General features: G+C 73.8%; 14 protein-coding genes. 8 read left to right on the forward strand and 6 right to left on the reverse strand.

What is annotated here, in order from left to right; all coding sequences use genetic code 11:
- Positions 1-23: 23 nt before the first annotated feature.
- Entirely contained in the window at positions 24-575 is a 552-nt protein-coding gene (locus ABZZ17_RS01040) for a DinB family protein (RefSeq protein WP_356870595.1), read from the reverse strand.
- A 154-nt stretch (positions 576-729) separates the two neighbouring features.
- Here ABZZ17_RS01040 and ABZZ17_RS01045 point away from each other — a divergent pair, with 154 nt between their 5' ends.
- Entirely contained in the window at positions 730-1,869 is a 1,140-nt protein-coding gene (locus ABZZ17_RS01045) for an ionic transporter y4hA (protein WP_356870597.1), read from the forward strand.
- A gap of 55 nt (positions 1,870-1,924) precedes the next feature.
- Here ABZZ17_RS01045 and ABZZ17_RS01050 read toward each other — a convergent pair whose 3' ends face one another.
- Positions 1,925-4,360, reverse strand: coding sequence for a penicillin acylase family protein (locus ABZZ17_RS01050; protein WP_356870713.1), 2,436 nt, complete (start codon positions 4,358-4,360; stop codon positions 1,925-1,927).
- Positions 4,361-4,568: 208 nt separating this feature from the next.
- On the opposite strand from ABZZ17_RS01050, the gene ABZZ17_RS01055 reads away from it, so the two are divergent.
- Positions 4,569-6,086 carry a fatty acyl-CoA synthetase gene (locus tag ABZZ17_RS01055; protein WP_356870599.1) on the forward strand — a complete coding sequence of 506 codons (1,518 nt, stop codon included), beginning with the start codon at positions 4,569-4,571 and terminating at the stop codon, positions 6,084-6,086.
- A gap of 45 nt (positions 6,087-6,131) precedes the next feature.
- Here ABZZ17_RS01055 and ABZZ17_RS01060 read toward each other — a convergent pair whose 3' ends face one another.
- Complete coding sequence (locus tag ABZZ17_RS01060) at positions 6,132-6,986, reverse strand: YhjD/YihY/BrkB family envelope integrity protein (protein WP_356870601.1); 855 nt, start codon at positions 6,984-6,986, stop codon at positions 6,132-6,134.
- 121 nt (positions 6,987-7,107) lie between these two features.
- Entirely contained in the window at positions 7,108-8,415 is a 1,308-nt protein-coding gene (gene paaK / locus ABZZ17_RS01065) for a phenylacetate--CoA ligase PaaK (protein ID WP_356870603.1), read from the reverse strand.
- 222 nt (positions 8,416-8,637) lie between these two features.
- On the opposite strand from paaK, the gene ABZZ17_RS01070 reads away from it, so the two are divergent.
- Positions 8,638-8,853 carry a hypothetical protein gene (locus tag ABZZ17_RS01070; RefSeq protein WP_356870605.1) on the forward strand — a complete coding sequence of 72 codons (216 nt, stop codon included), beginning with the start codon at positions 8,638-8,640 and terminating at the stop codon, positions 8,851-8,853.
- A 114-nt stretch (positions 8,854-8,967) separates the two neighbouring features.
- Here ABZZ17_RS01070 and ABZZ17_RS01075 read toward each other — a convergent pair whose 3' ends face one another.
- Positions 8,968-10,599, reverse strand: a complete 1,632-nt coding sequence (locus ABZZ17_RS01075) for an acyl-CoA synthetase (RefSeq protein WP_356870607.1) — start codon at positions 10,597-10,599, stop codon at positions 8,968-8,970.
- A gap of 199 nt (positions 10,600-10,798) precedes the next feature.
- Here ABZZ17_RS01075 and ABZZ17_RS01080 point away from each other — a divergent pair, with 199 nt between their 5' ends.
- The 5 genes from ABZZ17_RS01080 (at position 10,799) to ABZZ17_RS01100 (ending at position 15,291) form a co-directional block, all read left to right on the forward strand.
- Positions 10,799-11,599, forward strand: coding sequence for a crotonase/enoyl-CoA hydratase family protein (locus tag ABZZ17_RS01080; protein ID WP_356870609.1), 801 nt, complete (start codon positions 10,799-10,801; stop codon positions 11,597-11,599).
- Positions 11,600-11,683: 84 nt separating this feature from the next.
- Entirely contained in the window at positions 11,684-12,643 is a 960-nt protein-coding gene (locus ABZZ17_RS01085; protein WP_356870611.1) for an OB-fold domain-containing protein, read from the forward strand.
- A complete protein-coding gene (locus ABZZ17_RS01090; RefSeq protein WP_356870613.1) occupies positions 12,643-13,701 on the forward strand; it encodes a thiolase domain-containing protein in 1,059 nt (352 codons plus the stop codon). The genes ABZZ17_RS01085 and ABZZ17_RS01090 overlap by 1 nt, the downstream gene beginning before the upstream one ends.
- On the forward strand, positions 13,698-14,873 hold the full coding sequence (locus ABZZ17_RS01095) for a thiolase domain-containing protein (RefSeq protein ID WP_356870615.1): 1,176 nt from the start codon (positions 13,698-13,700) through the stop codon (positions 14,871-14,873). The genes ABZZ17_RS01090 and ABZZ17_RS01095 overlap by 4 nt, the downstream gene beginning before the upstream one ends.
- A gap of 178 nt (positions 14,874-15,051) precedes the next feature.
- Positions 15,052-15,291 (forward strand): DUF397 domain-containing protein, encoded by a 240-nt coding sequence (locus tag ABZZ17_RS01100; protein WP_356870617.1) that lies wholly within the window; start codon positions 15,052-15,054, stop codon positions 15,289-15,291.
- A gap of 96 nt (positions 15,292-15,387) precedes the next feature.
- Here ABZZ17_RS01100 and ABZZ17_RS01105 read toward each other — a convergent pair whose 3' ends face one another.
- Positions 15,388-16,566, reverse strand: a complete 1,179-nt coding sequence (locus tag ABZZ17_RS01105; protein WP_356870619.1) for a low temperature requirement protein A — start codon at positions 16,564-16,566, stop codon at positions 15,388-15,390.
- Positions 16,567-16,574: the final 8 nt, after the last annotated feature.

A 16,574-nucleotide genomic window follows, 5' to 3' on the forward strand; every position in this document is an offset into this window, starting at 1 on the left:
CGGTCCGGCCCGGCCGGCCCCGCCTACACCCCGACGGCCCCGTCGATCCGCTCCCGCAGCAGGTCGGCGTGGCCGTTGTGCCGCGCGTACTCCTCGACCATGTGGATCAGCACCCAGCGCAGCGACACCGTCCCGCGCCACCCGTCGTACCCCTCGACGTCCAGCCCCGGGGCCCGCTCGGTGAACCGTTCCGCGAAGGCCACCTCCTCGCGCCAGGCCCCCCACGCCTCCGCCACGGCCCCGGGCCCTTCCCGCACGCCCTCGAAGTCCCCGTCCGGATCCGCCGCGGAGGAGAAGCGCGGCCCGACGTCCTCACCGGCCAGCACCTGCCGGAACCAGCGGCGCTCCACATCGGCGAGGTGGCGCACCAGGCCGAGCAGCGACAGCGTCGACGGCTCCACGGAACGCCGGGACAGCTCCGCCCCGAGCCCGGCGCACTTCAGCTCCAGGGTCGCGCGCTGCGCGGCGAGCACGCCGGCCAGCAGCGGCCGTTCCTCCCCGGTCGCCGGGAAGGTGAACCGGGGGTCGTCCCCGGCGCCGGTGAACAGTCCCGCTCGTCTCCGCACGCTCTCCATCCCGGGATCATGGACCGGCCGGGAGTTCCCGCGGAAGCCCCCGGCGGCCGGCGCTGCCCGCCACGCCCGGAGTTTCCGTGAGAAGTGCCACGTCAGGGCCCCTGATCCGCGCCGCACACCGCACCCGGGGAACAGTTCTGGCAACTTGGCACATATGAGTACGGCAACCCACAGATCCCCCCTGACCGACTGGACCGTCCTGGTCCCCGTGGTGGCGCTGGTCGCGCTCGTCTTCAGCTGGGGACGTGACCTGCCCGGACTCGCGGTGGTCCTGGTCTCCCTCTGCCTGGCGGGCGCGGTCCTGGCGGCCGTCCACCACGCCGAGGTCGTCGCCCTGCGGGTCGGTGAACCCTTCGGCTCCCTCGTCCTCGCGGTCGCCGTCACCGTCATCGAAGTGGCGCTCATCGTCACCCTGATGGCCGACGGCGGGCCCAAGACCTCCTCCCTCGCCCGGGACACCGTCTTCGCCGCCGTCATGATCACGTGCAACGGCATCGTCGGCCTGTCGCTGCTCGTGGGTGCCCTGCGCAACCGGGTCGCCGTGTTCAACGCGGAGGGCTCCGGCGCGGCCCTGGCCACCGTCGCCACCCTCGCCACGCTCAGCCTGGTCCTGCCGACCTTCACCACCAGCAAGCCCGGCCCCGAGTTCTCCACCGCCCAGCTGGCCTTCGCCGCCGTCGCCTCGCTCGCCCTCTACGGTCTGTTCATCGCCGTCCAGACGGTCCGTCACCGGGACTACTTCCTGCCCGTGGACACCAAGCGCATCCGCAAGGAAGCCGCTCGGGCGGCCGCGGCGGCGGCCGCCGGAGAGGACGACGACCACGCGGAACCGCCCACCACCCGGGCCGCCCTCATCAGCCTCGGCCTGCTGTTCGTCGCCCTCGTCGCCGTCGTGGGCAACGCCAAGGCAGTCTCCCCGACCATCGAGAAGGGCGTCGCCGACGCGGGCCTGCCCAACGCCGTCGTCGGCGTCATCATCGCCCTGCTCGTGCTGCTGCCCGAGACTCTGGCCGCCGTCCGCGCCGCCCGCCGCGACCGCGTCCAGACCAGCCTCAACCTGGCCTACGGCTCGGCCATCGCCAGCATCGGCCTGACCATCCCGGCCATCGCCCTCGCCTCGATCTGGCTCTCCGGGCCGCTGATGCTCGGCCTCGGCCCGATCCACATGGTGCTGCTCGCCCTCACCGTGGTCGTCGGCGCCCTCACGATCGTGCCGGGCCGCGCGACGCTGCTCCAGGGCGGCGTGCACATCGTCCTGCTGGCGGCCTACCTGTTCCTCGCCGTGAGCCCGTGATCCGTCCGGTGGGCCGGGGGGCCGCCCCGGCCCACCGGACGGTCGGCGACCGCGGTCAGCGCCGCTCGCGCGGCCAGACCACCTTCAGCCGCGGCGAGGCGAGGATGTCCCGCTCGCAGAACCGCGAGGTCACCCAGCGCTCCTGGGAGAACAGCCGGGTCTGGTCGGCGTGGAACGGCGATTCGGGGTTCGCCGACTGGCCGTACGTCAGCAGCGTGCGCGCCACCGGGCACTTCCCGCCGTCCCAGCCGACCGCCTGCATGTGGCTGGAGCCGTGCGTGACCTCCGGGTAGCCGCCGGCCGCCGCGCTCCACGGCGCCTCGATCTTGTTCCAGACGCCGAGCGCCTCCGAGCCGCCGCCCACCGGCAGCTTCTCCCCGCCGCGCACCACGAACTGGTGCTCGCCCAGCGGGGCGTCCAGCGCGATCCCGGCCGCCCGCAGTTCGGCGACCGTGTCCGCGAGGGCCCGGCCGATGCCGGGGGCCGCTTGGTTGAGCGTACGGGGCGTACGAACCGGGTCGGCCGCCGAGAACGGCACCAGCCACAGGTCCTTGGCCGCCGTGGACGCGCTCAGCCTCCGCCAGAAGCGGTCGAACAGCAGGGCCCCGCGGCTCGTGGAGTCGGCCGTACGGTCCCACGCCGCCAGCACCCCGCAGGCCGCCGAGACGTCCACCGCCGTACCGTCGCTCCCGGCCGCCGTACCGCCGGGCAGGGCCGCGCACGCCTTCGCCGCGTCGGCTGCCGCCAGGTCACCGGCCGGGACCCGGTTCGCGTACTGCTGCCGCTCCAGGTCGCGGACCGTCAGCCGCCCCCGCGCGGCCATCGCCGACACGTCCTCGACGGCGCCGCGGGTGCGCAGCGAACGCGGCGTCCCGACGTTGCCCCAGACCCGCTCGTAGCCCGTCAGCGGCCGGTCCGCGTTGGCCAGCCAGGCACTGTCGTTGGAGTTCTCCGCGTACGGGGCGCCCCGCAGCGTCGGAGCCCTGCCCGGGCCGAACACCCCGGGCTGTACCGCGTCCGGGTCGGTGCCGGGCGCGCAGTCCCCGCGCGAACCGTCCAGCACCGCCAGCCCCGAGGCGGGGTACGTGGCCCGGCCGAGCGGGGTCGAGCAGCGGGCGGCGAGCTCGTCCGTGATCCGGGGCAGCACCTGGGACTGGGTGAACAGGGTGTCGCCCGCCGCGTCGGCGGCGACCGTGTTCACCCAGGGCAGGCCCTGGGTGCGCTTGAGGGCGTCCTGGATCCCGGCGACCGAGCGGGACTTGCCCATCGCCAGCGCGGTGTCGGAACCGCGCAGGTTCGCCGCGTTGGGGTCGGCCAGCGCGTAGGCGGTCGTGGCCGTCCACGGCAGGGGCAGGGTCGGGCCGAGGTTCGAGACCACCGGCCCGTAACGGGTCCACCACTGGCTGCGGACGACCGGAGCCCCGCCGCCCGCCACCGGGACGCCGACCTTGCGCTCCGTCATCCGCTCCGGCTTGCCGTCGACGAGGTAGACCGTCGGGTCGGCCGGGTCGAGGGCGAGCTGGTGCAGGTTCACGGGCGTGCCGGTGGCCACCGTGTGGCTCCAGGCGACCTTGTCGTTGAAGCCGATGTTCACCACGGCGGTGCCGAGCAGGGAGCCGCCCGAGACGTTCAGCTCGCCCGGGATGGTCTGCTGGGACTGCCAGAACCGCCGCCCGCCCTGCCACGGGTAGTGCGGGTTGCCGAGGAGCAGGCCCCGGCCGTTCGCCGTCGTCGCGCCGGCGAAGGCCACCGCGTTGGATCCCATGTCGTAGCGGGTGGTGTCGAACAGCTGCCGCGCGGCCTCGGCGGCCGCTCCCGGATCCGCGGCCGCGGGCGGCGCCGTCCCCGCGCCCGGTGCGGCCGGGGCGGGTGGCCGCGCAGACGTGATCCCGTCGACTCCGCGTCCCTGACCGCCCAGGACCGACACCGCGAAGCCCCGCGCCGCCACGTCGGTGACCGTGACCGGCCGCACCCAGGCGGCCCCCTTGCACGCCGGGTCGGTGATCCTGTTCTGGGCCAGCCAGGCGTTGTACCCGGCGGCCCAGCCCCGCATGAGCTCGCGCACGTCCTTGCCGGGACCGGCCGGAGCGGGCGTGGCCAGCAGCTTCTCGACCGTTCCGGCGTCCCGCACGCCCTTGAAGTACAGGTCGCTGGAGAGGTTCTTCGTGGCCGAGGAGAGCGAGAAGTCGGGCGCCGCGTCCGGGCCGAACCAGCGCGAGCGTTCCCCGGCCACGGTCAGGAACCCGTCGGCGAGGACGCACACCTGGTCGGCGGCCTGCGCCCAGCCGGTGCCGAACCCGAGGTGCGCGTAGTCCCGGGCGAGGATGTGCGGGATGCCGTTCTCGGTGTACCGGATGACCGCCGACAGGCCCCCGCCCGAGGGCCCGGAACCCGTGTCGGGACCGGTGGCGGAACCCGTGGCGGCGCCGGCCTGCGGCGCCGCGGCCGTCGCCGCGAGCAACGCGGCCGCGGTGACGGCGATGCGGCGCAGGAGCGGGCCGGTACGGCGGTGACCGTCCGATGAGCGCAAACTGACCCCCCAAGTAGCCTGTGAACGGGCGCACTTGCCCGTGTACAGGCCGGGCCCGCGTGCCCCCACACTCATGCAGGCCGGCCGGCGGTCTGTCAACATGCCGTTCGGTATCCCCGGCGGCGCGGCGCTGTTGACCCCGGGCGCGCGCCGGGGTGAGGATCGCGCCATGACGGCAGTGCGGGACAACACGGTCGACGGACTCCTGACGGACAGCGCACGGCGGGTACCCGGCCGCGTCGCCCTCCGCTACGGGGAGCGGAGCTGGACGTACGCGGAACTCGACGCGGCCGTCACCACCGGCGCCGCCGTCCTGCGCGGCCGCCACGGCCTGGCCGAAGGCGACCGGGTCGTGACCTTCGCCCACAACAGCGACGCCTACCTCATCGCCTTCCTGGCCTGCGCCCGGGCCGGCCTGATCCACGTCCCGGTCAACCAGAACCTGACGGGCGACGACCTCGCGCACATCCTCGGCAACTGCGCGGCCGCCCTGGTCCTCGCCGATCCGGACCTGGCCGGGCGGATCCCCGGCGACGCGCCCGTACGGGCGCTGCGCGACGCGCCCGGTTCCTTCCTCGACGAGCTCGCCGAACCCCGGCCCTTCACGGCCGACCCGGACCCGTCGCGGCTGGCCCAGCTGCTGTACACCTCGGGGACCACGGCCCTGCCCAAGGGCGCGATGATGACGCACCGGGCCCTGGCGCACGAGTACGAGAGCGCCATCGACGCCCTGGACCTGACCGGGGAGGACCGTCCCGTCCACTCGCTGCCGCTCTACCACTCGGCGCAGATGCACGTCTTCCTGCTGCCGTACCTGGCGGTGGGCGCGGAGAACACCGTGCTGGACGCGCCCGCGGCCGAGGCGGTCTTCGACCTGGTGGAGTCGGGCCGCGCGGACAGCCTCTTCGCCCCGCCGACGGTGTGGATCGCGCTGGCGGGACACCCGCAGTTCGCCGAGCGGGAGCTGGGCGCCCTGCGCAAGGCGTACTACGGGGCGTCGGTCATGCCGGTGCCCGTACTGGAGCGGCTGCGGGCCAGGCTGCCGGGGCTCGGCTTCTACAACTGCTTCGGCCAGAGCGAGATCGGCCCGCTGGCCACGGTGCTGGGGCCGCGGGAACACGAGGGCCGGATGGACTCCTGCGGACGGCCCGTGCGCCACGTGGAGGCGAAGGTCGTCGACGAGGCCGGCGCGGACGTCCCCGACGGCAGGGCCGGCGAGGTGGTCTACCGGTCCCCGCAGCTGTGCGAGGGCTACTGGAACGACCCGCGGGCCTCCGAGGAGGCCTTCCGCGACGGCTGGTTCCGCTCCGGGGACCTCGCCGTGCGGGACGCCGACGGGTACTTCACCGTCGTCGACCGGGTGAAGGACGTCATCAACTCGGGCGGCGTGCTCGTCGCCTCCCGGCAGGTCGAGGACGCGCTGTACACCCACCCGGGGGTGGTGGAGGCCGCCGTGATCGGGCTGCCGGACGACAAGTGGATCGAGGCCGTCACGGCGGTGGTCGTGCCGCGCGGGCAGGTGACGGAGGCGGAGCTCATGGCCCACGCCCGGGAGCGGCTGGCCCACTTCAAGGCCCCGAAGCGGGTGGTGTTCGCCGAGTCCCTCCCGCGCAACGCCAGCGGCAAGATCCTCAAGCGTGAACTCCGCGACCGCCTCGCGGCCGCGCCGCCCGGGACCGGTGACTGAGCACCGCTCCCCGGGCCGCCGCCGCGGTGGCGGAGCCGCGCCCGCTCATCCCGGTTCCGGCGGGTGGCCTTCGCCGGGACCGTCGGCGAGCACGCCGCTGCGGTGCAGGCGGCGCAGCGTGAGGTGCTCGTGGACCAGGCGCCCGACGAGGGCGCCGCCGTAGACGACGAAGCCGACTCCGACGAGCCAGGACTGGACGACGAGCAGCGTCCCGAACGGGCCGTAGGTGACGGCGTTGGAGGCGATCAGCGGCGAGAACACCAGCTGCGAGAACACCCGCAGGCCGAGCAGGCCCAGGCTGGTGGCCACGGCACCGGGCAGCAGCGCCCGCCAGCGGACCCTGCCGCCGAGCAGGAGCCGCCCCGAGCCCCAGAAGAACAGGCAGGTGCCGCACAGGTCACCCGCCGTGCCGAGGACCGTGCCGAGCGGATCGTCGGAGGGGGCGGGGATCCCCACGAGCAGCGCCAGGTAGCAGACGAGCATGGCCAGCCAGATGACGTGGCGCCACATGGTGTGCCAGCGGGCGGTCGGCACGTCCCAGACCTTCTCGTACCCGGTCTGCACGGCGGAGCCGAAGGTCAGGCCGAACACCGCCAGGGCGGCCAGACCGAAGGCCGTGGTCCGCTCCAGCGCCAGGTCCGCCGCCCCGAACAGCATCTCCACCCGGGCCCGGGAGGAGGGGGACACCCCGAGGGCCTGGCCGAGCCAGCGGCCGAAGCCCGAACCGCTGCCGGGCGCCGCGGCCGCCACGACCACCAGCAGCGGCACCAGGGTCAGGAACCCGAGGGCCGCGAAGCCCATCGCCCGGTGCATCAGCTCGATCTCCCGGCCGCGGCTCCAGGCCAGCCCGGCCTGGGAGCCCTGGAGCCGGTCGTAGAGCTGCCGGAGGATCGAGGTCACGCCTCATGCACTACCCGGACGCGGCCGCCGGCTCCCGGGAGCGGTACCGAAGTGGGCCCGAAGGGGTGGTTTCGGACGCCCGCCGGCCCGTCCGGCTCGCACCGGCTCGCACCGGCCCTCCTCAGCCCTCCCCGCCCTCGCGGAGGTCCTTCAGCCGCTTGATCTTGCCGACCGAGCGCTCCAGCGTCTCCGGGTCGACCACCTCCACGGCGACGGACACCCCGACGGACTCCTTGACGGCCCGCACCACCTCGGCGGCCGCCGCCTCCCGCTGCCCGCCGTCGGCGTCCCGGCGCGCCTCCACCCGTACGGTCAGGGCGTCCATCCGGCCCTCCCGGGTCAGCCGCAGCTGGAAGTGCGGTGCGAGGGCGGGGGAGCGCAGCAGGATCTCCTCGATCTGCGTCGGGTAGAGGTTCACCCCCCGCAGGATGATCATGTCGTCGCTGCGGCCCGTCACCTTCTCCATCCGCCGGAAGGACGGCCGGGCCGTACCGGGCAGCAGCCGCGTCAGGTCCCGGGTGCGGTAGCGGATGACGGGCATGGCCTCCTTGCTGAGCGAGGTGAACACCAGCTCCCCGGTCTCGCCGTCGGGCAGCACCGCGCCGGTGAAGGGGTCCACCACCTCGGGGTAGAAGTGGTCCTCCCAGATGTGCAGGCCGTCCTTGTGCGAGGCGAACTCCTGCGCCACGCCCGGCCCCATCACCTCCGACAGGCCGTAGATGTCCACGGCGTCGATGTCCAGCCGCTCCTCGATCTCCCGGCGCATCTCCTCGGTCCACGGCTCGGCGCCGAAGACGCCCGTCCGCAGCGAGGTGCCGCGCGGGTCGATGCCCTGGCGCTCCATCTCGTCGAGCAGCGTGAGCATGTAGGAGGGGGTCACCATGATGACCTCGGGCCGGAAGTCCTGGATGAGTCTGACCTGGCGGTCCGTCATGCCCCCGGAGGCGGGCACGACCGTACAGCCGAGCCGCTCCGCGCCGTAGTGGGCGCCGAGGCCGCCGGTGAAGAGGCCGTACCCGTAGGCGATGTGGACGAGCTGTCCAGGCCGGGCGCCGGCCGCGCGCAGGGACCGGGCGACGACATCGGCCCAGGTGGACAGGTCCCCCTCGGTGTAGCCCACGACCGTGGGACGGCCGGTGGTGCCGCTGGAGGCGTGGATGCGGCGCACCTCGGCGCGGGGGACGGCGAACATCCCGGAGGGGTACTGGTCGCGCAGGTCGGCCTTGGTGGTCAGCGGGAAGAGCGCGAGGTCGGCGAGGGAGCGGCAGTCGTCGGGATGCAGTCCCGCCTTCTCGAAGGCCTTCCGGTAGAAGGGCACCCGGTCGTACGCCCGGTGCAGGGTCGCCCGCAGCCGCTTGAGCTGGAGCGCCGCCAGCTCGTCGGCGCTGAGCCGCTCGCCTTCGTCGTGGAGATCCGCGTACGCCGTCATGCCGTCACCTCACCGAGAGCCAACCGAACGTTCATTCGGTAGAGTGCCGGACCCTGCCGGGTAAATCAATGACTCGAACGAGTGATCGTCTGATCGGGTCCCTCGCGGAGCCGGCCGGCGGTGACCGGCGGCCGGGCCTCCTGGGCGGCGGGCCCCCGCGCGGGGGCGTACGGTCGAAATGAGGTGCCCCCGCCGGAGGAGGCGCGAAGGGAGGCGACGGCCATGTCCGTCATCGACCCCGCGGTGTCGGTGCGGCTCAGCGCGTCCGAAGCCCGCCGCCTGGCCGGGCTGCTCGCCGAGACGGCCCACCTGCTGGAGGACTCCGGTCCGCAGCGGCTCGCGGACGCCCAGGCCGAGGCCCTCGGTCAGGGCGCGAGCCGCCCCGAACTCGCCGGCTGGGCCCGGGGCGTCGCCGCCGAGCTTCGGTCGCAGTTCTAGCCGCAGTTCTAGGGGGTGCCCGGCCGGTCGCCGGACACCCCCCAGGTCTCGTCAGCCGTCAGCCGTCAGCCGTCAGCCGTCAGCCGTCAGCCGTCAGCCGTCAGCCGTCAGCCGTCAGCGTGCCGCGTCCGCCTCCGTCGCCACCGACTTCGCCCACCGGTAGTCCGCCTTGCCGCTCGGGGAGCGCTGGATGGCGGGCGCGATGACCAGCTGCCGCGGGATCTTGTAGCCCGCCAGCCTGGTCCGGCAGTGGTTCTGGATCTCGTCCAGCGTCGGCTCCGCAGCTCCGGCCCGTACCTGCACCACCGCGGCCACGTGACTGCCCCAGGTCGGGTCCGGGACGCCCGCGACCAGGGCGTCGTACACGTCGGGGTGCGACTTCAGCGCCTGCTCGACCTCCTCCGGGTAGACCTTCTCGCCGCCCGTGTTGATGCACTGCGAGCCCCTGCCGAGGACCGTGACGATGCCCTCCCCGTCGACCGTCGCCATGTCGCCGAGCAGCACCCACCGCTCCTCGCCCTTGCGGAAGAAGGTCTCGGCGGTCTTCGCCGGGTCGTTGTAGTACCCGAGCGGGACGTGCCCCCGCTGGGCGAGACGGCCCGGCACGCCCACCGCCACGGGCTCGTACGTCACCGGGTCCACCACCTGGGTGCGGTCGTTGACCTCCAGGCGGAAGCCCTTCTCCGGGCCGGAGTCGTTCGTCGCCCGGCCGTTGGACCCGGACTCCGAGGAGCCGAAGTTGTTCAGGAGCAGCACGTTCGGCACGAGCCGCTGGAACTCGGCGCGCACCGTCTCCGACATGATCGCTCCGGACGAGGAGACGCTGAACAGCGAGGACAGGTCCGTCCCCTCCATGGGACCGTTCAGGGCGTCGATGAGGGGCCGGAGCATCGCGTCGCCCACGAGCGAGACGCTCGACACCTTCTCCTTCTCGATGGTGCGCAGCACCTCCTCCGGCACGTACTTGCGGTGGATGACCACCCGCTGCCCGTAGTTGAAGGCGATGAACGAGGTCAGCGTCGAGGTGCCGTGCATCAGCGGGGGAGCGGGGAAGAAGGTGAGCCCGGCGCCGCGCGCGGCGACCCGCTCGGCCAGTTCCTCCGGCCGCTTCACCGGCTCCCCGGTCGGCTCGCCGCCGAAGAGTCCCGCGAAGAAGAGGTCCTCGGCCCGCCACATGACGCCCTTGGGCATGCCGGTCGTGCCGCCGGTGTAGATGATGAACAGGTCGTCGGCGCTGCGGGCCGGGAAGCCGCGCCCGGGGGAGCCGGCCGCCTCGGCGTCCGCGTACGGGACCGGCTCGACCGCTGGCCGGGGGGATCCCCCGGGGGCCTCCCCGACCCGGATCAGGTGCCGGAGCTTCGGCGTCTGCGGCAGCGCGGCCGCGACCCGCCCGGTGAACTCGCCCTCGAAGACCAGCGCGGCGAGGTCGGCGTCGTTGTAGAGGTAGACCAGTTCCTCCTCCACGTACCGGTAGTTGACGTTCACCGGAACCAGGCGCGCCTTCAGGCAGGCGAGCACGGTCTGGAGGTACTCGACGCCGTTGTAGAGGTGCAGGCCCAGGTGCTCGCCGGCCTTCAGCCCGCTGTCCAGCAGGTGGTGCGCGAGGCGGTTGGCCGCCGCGTCCAGCTCCGCGTAGGTGAGGCGGCGCTCGGCGCCGGTCCCGGGGTGGTCCACGTACACGAGGGCCTCGCGGTCCGGGACCACGTCCACGACCGACTCGAACAGGTCGGCAAGGTTGTACTCCACCGTTCCTCCTGACCCTGGTGACATCCGATGGCCGGCCCGTGTCCGGGCGCCGGCCCGTCCGCTTCGGCGGTCATTACAGCGCCGCCGCACGCAAGTGGGAAGGGAGCCGCCCAAGAAAACTGACTGTGTGTCAGAAAACTATTGAACTGCACCCGCCCCTACTGCAACCTGTTCTAGGTCTTGAGACGGGAGGACGGCAATGGGTGGGACGGAACACCTGACCGTGGAACGCCACGGCGCCACGCTGGTGCTCACCATGAACAGGCCGGAAGCGAAGAACGCGCTCTCGCTTCCGCTGCTGGTGGGGCTCTACGACGGCTGGCTGGAGGCGGACGCGGACGACGCGATCCGCTCGGTGGTGCTGACCGGGGCGGGCGGGGACTTCTGCGCCGGCATGGACCTGAAGGCGCTGGCAGGCAAGGGCATGGCGGGGGACCAGTACCGGGACCGGCTGAAGGCCGACCCGGACCTGCACTGGAAGGCGATGCTCCGCCACCACCGGCCGCGCAAACCGGTGATCGCGGCGGTCGAGGGGTACTGCGTGGCGGGCGGTACCGAGATCCTCCAGGGCACCGACATCCGCGTCGCCGGGGCCGGGGCCACCTTCGGGCTCTTCGAGGTGAAGCGCGGACTGTTCCCGATCGGCGGCTCCACGGTGCGGCTGCCGCGGCAGATCCCGCGCACGCACGCTCTGGAGATGCTGCTGACCGGGCGCCCCTACCCGGCGGAGGAAGCCGCCCGCATCGGCCTGATCGGCCGGGTCGTCCCCGACGGGACCGCCCTGGAGACCGCCCTGGAGATCGCCGGACGGATCAACGCGTGCGGGCCCCTCGCCGTCGAGGCGGTCAAGGCGTCCGTCTACGAGACCGCCGAGCTGACGGAGACGGAGGGCCTGGCGGCCGAACTGACCCGGGGCTGGCCGGTCTTCGACACCGACGACGCGAAGGAAGGGGCCCGGGCGTTCGCGGAGAAGCGCCCGCCGGTGTACCGCCGGACCTGACCCCGCCCTGCCCCGACCTGACCCGCCCGCCGCCCCGCCCGCCCCCGCCCGCTTGGCCCCCGCCCCGGAGAATCGGAGACCCCCATGACCGCCGCCTCCCCACCCGAGGTGCTGCGCGCGCCCCTCGTCGTCGAGTTCCCCTTCACCCGCTCCCTCGGCCCCGTCCAGAGCGCCTTCCTCACCGGCCTGCGCGAGGGCGTCGTACTGGGCGTGCGGACCTCCGACGGCAAGGTGATGGTGCCGCCCGCGGAATACGACCCCGTCACCGCCGAGGAGATCCGCGAGCTCGTCGAGGTCGCCGCTACCGGCACCGTCACCACCTGGGCCTGGAACGCCGCCCCCCGCCCCCACCAGCCCCTCGCCACCCCCTTCGCCTGGGCCCTGGTCCGCCTCGACGGCGCCGACACGGCGATCCTGCACGCCCTCGACGCACCGGGCCCCGACGCCGTGACCACCGGCATGCGCGTCCGGATCCGCTGGGCGGCCGAGCGCACCGGCGCCATCACCGACATCGCCTGCTTCGAGCCGTACGAGGGCCCCGCCGCGCCGGAGGCCGCCCCGCACGACGGGCTCTTCGCCGACGCCGTCACCGGCATCGTCGCCGAGGCCCGCCTGGACTACACCTACAGCCCCGGCCGCGCCCAGACCGCCTACATCAACGCCCTGTCCGAGCGGAAGACCGTCGGCGAGCGCTGCCCCTCCTGCCACAAGGTGTACGTCCCGCCGCGCGGCGCCTGCCCCACCTGCGGGGTCGCGACCACCGACCAGGTCGAGGTCGGCCCGGCCGGCACGGTCACCACGTACTGCATCGTCAACATCAAGGCCAGGAACCTGGACATCGAAGTCCCCTACGTCTACGCCCACATCGCCCTCGACGGCGCCGGCCTCGCCCTCCACGGCCGGATCGGCGGCATCCCGTACGACCGGGTCCGCATGGGCCTGCGCGTCGAACCGGTGTGGACCGAGGGCGGCCGCTACCCCGACCACTACCGCCCCACCGGCGAGCCGGACGCGGACTACGACGCGTACAAGGAGCTCATCTGATGGCCCGATACGCCCGCGAGGTCGCGGTGGTCGCCTTCGCGCAGAGCGACCACCTGCGCCGTACCGACGAGCTCAGCGAAGTCGAGATGGTCATGCCGGTCCTCCACCAGGTGCTCGCGCGGACCGGCCTCAAGGCCAAGGAGATCGGCTTCACCTGCTCCGGATCCAGCGACTACCTCGCCGGCCGGGCCTTCTCCTTCACCATGACCCTCGACGGCGTCGGCGCCTGGCCGCCGATCTCCGAGTCGCACGTGGAGATGGACGGCGCCTGGGCCCTGTACGAGGCCTGGGTCAAGATCCAGACCGGCGAGGCGGACACCGCGCTCGTCTACTCGTACGGGAAGTCCTCCCCGGGCTCCCTGCGCGACGTCCTCACCCGCCAGCTCGACCCCTACTACCTCGCCCCGCTCTGGCCCGACTCCGTGGCCCTGGCCGCGCTCCAGGCCCGGGCCCTGATCGACGCCGGCGAGACCGACGAGGAGGCCCTGGCCGCCATCGCCGCCCGCAGCCGGGCCGCCGCGGCGGACAACCCGCACGCCCAGCTCACCGGGGAGGTCCCGCAGGGCGACTACCAGGTGGCGCCGCTGCGCACCGGCGACTGCCCGCCCGTCGGGGACGGCGCGGCCGCCGTGATCCTGGCGGCCGGGGACGTGGCGCGGCGGCTGTGCGAACGCCCCGCCTGGATCACCGGCATCGACCACCGCATCGAAGCCCACGCCCTCGGCCTGCGCGACCTCACCGACTCCCCGTCCACGCGGCTCGCCGCCGAGCGCGCCGGGGTCTTCGAAGCCCCCGTGGACACGGCGGAACTGCACGCGCCGTTCTCCTCCCAGGAGGTCGTGCTCCGCAAGGCCCTCGGGCTCGGCGACGCGGTGCGCGTCAACCCCTCCGGCGGAGCCCTCGCCGCGAACCCGATGATGGCGGCGGGCCTGATCCGGATCGGCGAGGCCGCCGCCCGGATCCACCGCGGCGAGTCCGACCGGGCCGTCGCCCACGCCACCTCCGGCCCCTGCCTCCAGCAGAACCTGGTCGCGGTCCTGGAAGGAGAACGCCGATGAGCACGACGGGCAAGGAGCCGGTGGCCATCGTCGGGATCGGCCAGACCAAGCACGTGGCCGCCCGCCACGACGTGTCCATCGCCGGACTGGTCCGCGAGGCCGCGGCCCGCGCCCTCGCGGACGCCGCACTGACCTGGGCCGACATCGACGCGGTCGTCATCGGCAAGGCCCCCGACTTCTTCGAGGGGGTGATGATGCCGGAGCTGTACCTGGCGGACGCCCTCGGCGCGGTCGGCAAGCCCATGCTCCGCGTGCACACGGCGGGCTCCGTCGGCGGCTCGACCGCCCTCGTCGCCTCCAACCTGGTCGCCGCCCGCGTGCACCGGACCGTCCTCACCCTCGCCTTCGAGAAGCAGTCCGAGTCCAACGCCATGTGGGGCCTGTCCCTGCCCGTCCCCTTCCAGCAGCCGCTGCTGGCGGGCGCGGGCGGGTTCTTCGCCCCGCACGTGCGCGCGTACATGCGGCGCACCGGCGCCCCCGACACCGTCGGCTCGCTCGTCGCGTACAAGGACCGGCGCAACGCGCTGAAGAACCCGTACGCGCACCTCCACGAGCACGACATCACCCTGGAGAAGGTCCAGGCGTCGCCGATGCTGTGGGACCCGATCCGGTACTCCGAGACCTGCCCGTCCTCCGACGGCGCCTGCGCGATGGTCCTCACCGACCGGGCGGGCGCCGCCCGTTCGCCGAAGCCGCCTGCCTGGGTGCACGGCGGTGCCATGCGCAGCGAGCCGACCCTGTTCGCGGGCAAGGACTTCGTCTCCCCGCAGGCCGGCAAGGACTGCGCGGCCGACGTCTACCGGCAGGCCGGGATCACCGACCCGCGGCGGGAGATCGACGCGGTGGAGATGTACGTCCCGTTCTCCTGGTACGAGCCGATGTGGCTGGAGAACCTGGGCTTCGCGGAGGAGGGCGAGGGCTGGAAGCTCACCGAGGCCGGGGTCACCGAGCTCGACGGCGACCTCCCCGTGAACCCCTCGGGCGGGGTGCTGTCCACCAATCCGATCGGCGCCTCCGGCATGATCCGCTTCGCGGAGGCGGCGCTCCAGGTCAGGGGGCTGGCCGGGGAGCACCAGGTGCCGGGCGCCCGCCGCGCGATGGGCCACGCGTACGGAGGCGGGGCCCAGTTCTTCGCGATGTGGCTGGTCGGCTCCCAGCCCCCCGGCACCTGACCGGCCCCGCCCCGGCCACGGGCGGACGGTGACCCGGAGGTGTCCGCGGGGCTGCCGGGCGGTGGCCCGGCGGCGCCCGGGCGGGTTCCCGGGCACCGGTGGCGCACCGTGGCCTGTGCGGCACCCGGCGCGATGGCTACTGTGGGCGGCCGGACGACGTACCGGGAGGAGCACGCACGTGGCCGAGAGCATGACTTCGCGACCCTTCGCCGGCTGGAGCAGGCCCGATCTCGATCTCAGCGGAGCGGACTGGCAGCCGGGCAGCCGAGGGGTGGGGGACGTTCAGATCGCCTTCGTCGAGGGGTTCATCGCGATGCGCAACAGCGAGCGCCCGGACGGCCCTTCGGTGATCTTCGCGCCGGACGAGTGGCGCAAGTTCGTCGTCGAGGCCCGGGGCGGAAGGTTTGGCCTGACCTGACGGCCGCGCGCACGGAGCCGGGGGCGGCCGCCGCCCCCGGCCACCGCCGCACCGCGCCGTCGCCTTCGCCCGCCCGCCCCCTCGGGCATCGCGCCGCTACGACGGCACCCGGGCCGGGGGCGGCGACGGACGCAGCCGCTCCACCAGGAGCGGCCACCGCACCGCGAGGACCAGTGTCCAGACCAGCGCCACCGGCCCCCAGCCGTCCGCGGCCGCTCCCAGGGCCGCCGCCAGCACCAGCGCGGGCGCCACCAGGAGCAGCGCACGCCCCGCGCCCCGCCCCGAACACCTCGCCGCCACCCCCGCGATCAGCAGGTACACCGCCAGGCTCCCGCACATCAGCCACCGCACGGCGGCCGGTACGTCCCCGTCCGCGTGCGCCACCGCATCGCCCGTGGCGGCCGCGAACGCCGCCACCGCCCCGGCCGTGAAACCGTGCAGCGGCAGGGCCAGCCGTACCGGCAGGGCGTCCGCCGCGAGCAGCGGGATCCCGTCCGCGCCGTTGCGCAGCGACAGCGACCACAGCTGGAGCAGCAGCACGAAGGCCCCCACACCCACCCCGTACAGCGCCCAGTCCCACTCCGCCACCGAGGCGGCGGCCACCATCTGCGCGATCGCCTCGCCCAGCACGATCAGCACGAACAGGCCGAGCCGCTCCCCGACGTGCGGTGCGTCCGTCACGGCCGCGCGCGGCCGTCGTCCGCGAGCCGCAGGCCCGGCGTACTCCTTGTCCACCCGCGCCGCCACCCTCCGCGCCGAGAACGCGAACGTGACGGCCAGGTCGACGGCCAGCCCCAGCGCCCACAGCGCGTACCGGACCGTCCCGTCGCACCACATCGACACCACCCACGGCGTCAGCCCCAGCCCGACCTGGGTGATCGGCAGGTCGGCCACGTACTCCCCGCGCCGCCCCCACGCCTTGCCGGCCAGGGACCGCACCAGGATGTAGGCGAGGGCGAAGGCCCACGCCGTGTCCTCGCGCACCCCGTGCACCGAGGCCGCCATCACCGCCATACCGAACATCCCCACGAGGACCGTGCGGGTGCGGGCCTGCTCGCCGGTGACGTTCCCGTACACCGTGAACAGCATCCAGCCCGTCCAGAAGGCCAGGAACATCACCGTGTACAGGGCGAGATCGGCCCGGTCCGGCCCGCCGTGCAGCAGGTGTGCCAGCTGGGCGACCCCGGCCACCGCCGTCAGGTCGAAGAACAGCTCCAGCCAGGAGGCGTGCCGCTCGCCCGGTTCGTTCGCCGCCGGGGCCGCCGATTCGGTCATATCGGGAT

This window comes from Streptomyces sp. NPDC006512 (genome assembly GCF_040611935.1).
GTDB lineage: Bacteria > Actinomycetota > Actinomycetes > Streptomycetales > Streptomycetaceae > Streptomyces.

Bases quoted from the DNA above. Each gene is read 5' to 3' on its own strand.
- ABZZ17_RS01090 (WP_356870613.1), top strand. From the start codon at position 12,643: ATGGCCCGATACGCCCGCGAGGTCGCGGTGGTCGCCTTCGCGCAGAGC.
- ABZZ17_RS01045 (WP_356870597.1), top strand. From the start codon at position 730: ATGAGTACGGCAACCCACAGATCCCCCCTGACCGACTGGACCGTCCTG.
- ABZZ17_RS01055 (WP_356870599.1), top strand. From the start codon at position 4,569: ATGACGGCAGTGCGGGACAACACGGTCGACGGACTCCTGACGGACAGC.
- ABZZ17_RS01070 (WP_356870605.1), top strand. From the start codon at position 8,638: ATGTCCGTCATCGACCCCGCGGTGTCGGTGCGGCTCAGCGCGTCCGAA.
- ABZZ17_RS01095 (WP_356870615.1), top strand. From the start codon at position 13,698: ATGAGCACGACGGGCAAGGAGCCGGTGGCCATCGTCGGGATCGGCCAG.
- ABZZ17_RS01080 (WP_356870609.1), top strand. From the start codon at position 10,799: ATGGGTGGGACGGAACACCTGACCGTGGAACGCCACGGCGCCACGCTG.
- ABZZ17_RS01105 (WP_356870619.1), bottom strand. From the start codon at position 16,566: ATGACCGAATCGGCGGCCCCGGCGGCGAACGAACCGGGCGAGCGGCAC.
- paaK (WP_356870603.1), bottom strand. From the start codon at position 8,415: ATGACGGCGTACGCGGATCTCCACGACGAAGGCGAGCGGCTCAGCGCC.
- ABZZ17_RS01085 (WP_356870611.1), top strand. From the start codon at position 11,684: ATGACCGCCGCCTCCCCACCCGAGGTGCTGCGCGCGCCCCTCGTCGTC.
- ABZZ17_RS01040 (WP_356870595.1), bottom strand. From the start codon at position 575: ATGGAGAGCGTGCGGAGACGAGCGGGACTGTTCACCGGCGCCGGGGAC.